General features: G+C 58.6%; 1 protein-coding gene. It reads right to left on the reverse strand.

What is annotated here, in order from left to right; genetic code table 11:
- Positions 1 to 18: 18 nt before the first annotated feature.
- A protein-coding gene (locus ASE71_RS24400) for an IS3 family transposase (protein WP_113544760.1) occupies positions 19 to 1,208 on the reverse strand; the annotation gives its coding sequence in 2 pieces (ribosomal slippage) (positions 19 to 959 and positions 959 to 1,208; 1,191 coding nt in all).
- Positions 1,209 to 1,272 lie beyond the last annotated feature (64 nt).

The following is a 1,272-nucleotide window of genomic DNA, read 5'->3' on the forward strand; positions in this document are numbered from 1 at the left end:
TGACCTTGCCCCCAAGTTTTATCCAGTTTTGAGTTTGCTCCAGCGGTTTTGGGTTGCTGTATTGGGGGCGGTAGCGGCGGGTTGCGGTGCGGAGCCATTCCGGCTGCGCAGCACCGCATCACGTCGCGGGTTGATTGTCTGAGCGAACTCGGCAGGTGTCATCCAGCCGAGTCCAGAGTGTGGTCGATGATCGTTGTAATCGCTGCGCCAGTTTGAAAGCGCCGATCGAGCATAGGCCAGTGACGAGAAGAGCGTCTCATTCAAGAGCTCGTCGCGCAGCCGCCCATTGAAGCTTTCGATGAAGGCGTTCTGGATCGGCTTGCCCGGCGCGATGTAGTGCCAATCCACCTTGCTCCGATCCGTCCATTGCAGGATCGCGTTGCTGGTGAACTCACTGCCATTGTCGCTGACGATCATCTTCGGCTTGCCTCGTCCCTCGATGATCCGATCCAGCTCACGGGCGACCCGCAGGCCGGAGAGCGACGTGTCGGCGACGAGAGCCAGGCATTCCCTGGTGCAATCGTCGACGACCGTCAGAATCCGGAACCTGCGGCCATCGGTGAGTTGATCCGACACGAAGTCCAGTGACCAGCGATCATTGGCGGCAAGCGGGATCAGCATCGGTGCTCGTGTGCCTATCGCTCGTTTCCGACCGCCGCGCTTGCGCACCGTCAGCTTCTCTTCCCGATAGAGCCGGAAGAGCCGCTTGTGGTTCACAAGGTGACCCTCACGCCTGAGCAGCACATGAAGGCGTCGATATCCAAAGCGGCGGCGTTCATGCGCCAGCGCCTTCATCCGCTCGCGAAGGTCATGGTCATCGCTGCGCCTGGTTTCGTAACGGATCATCATCCGGCAAAAGCCGATGGCTTTACACGCCCGCCGTTCGCTCATCTGGTGGTGATCCATCAGATGAGCGACAGCTTTCCGCCTTGCTGCGGGCGTCACCACTTCTTTCCCAAAAGGTCTTTCAAGGCCGCATTGTCGAGCATCGCATCTGCCAGGAGCCGTTTCAGCTTCGTGTTCTCGTCTTCCAGCGTCTTCAGCCGCTTGGCTTCGGATACGTCCATGCCGCCGAATTTGGCCTTCCATTTATAGATGCTGGCATCGCTGACGCCGTGCTTGCGGCAAAGCTCCGAGACGGGCGTGCCAGCCTCGTGCTCCTTCAAAATGACGATGATCTGTTCGTCTGTGAAACGGTTGCGCTTCATTCCCTGGTCCTCTCAATGGGCCAGAGCTTACTTCAAAATGGATTATTTCAACGGGGCAAGGTCA

The organism is Ensifer sp. Root954 (assembly GCF_001429005.1).
Lineage (GTDB): Bacteria > Pseudomonadota > Alphaproteobacteria > Rhizobiales > Rhizobiaceae > Ensifer > Ensifer adhaerens.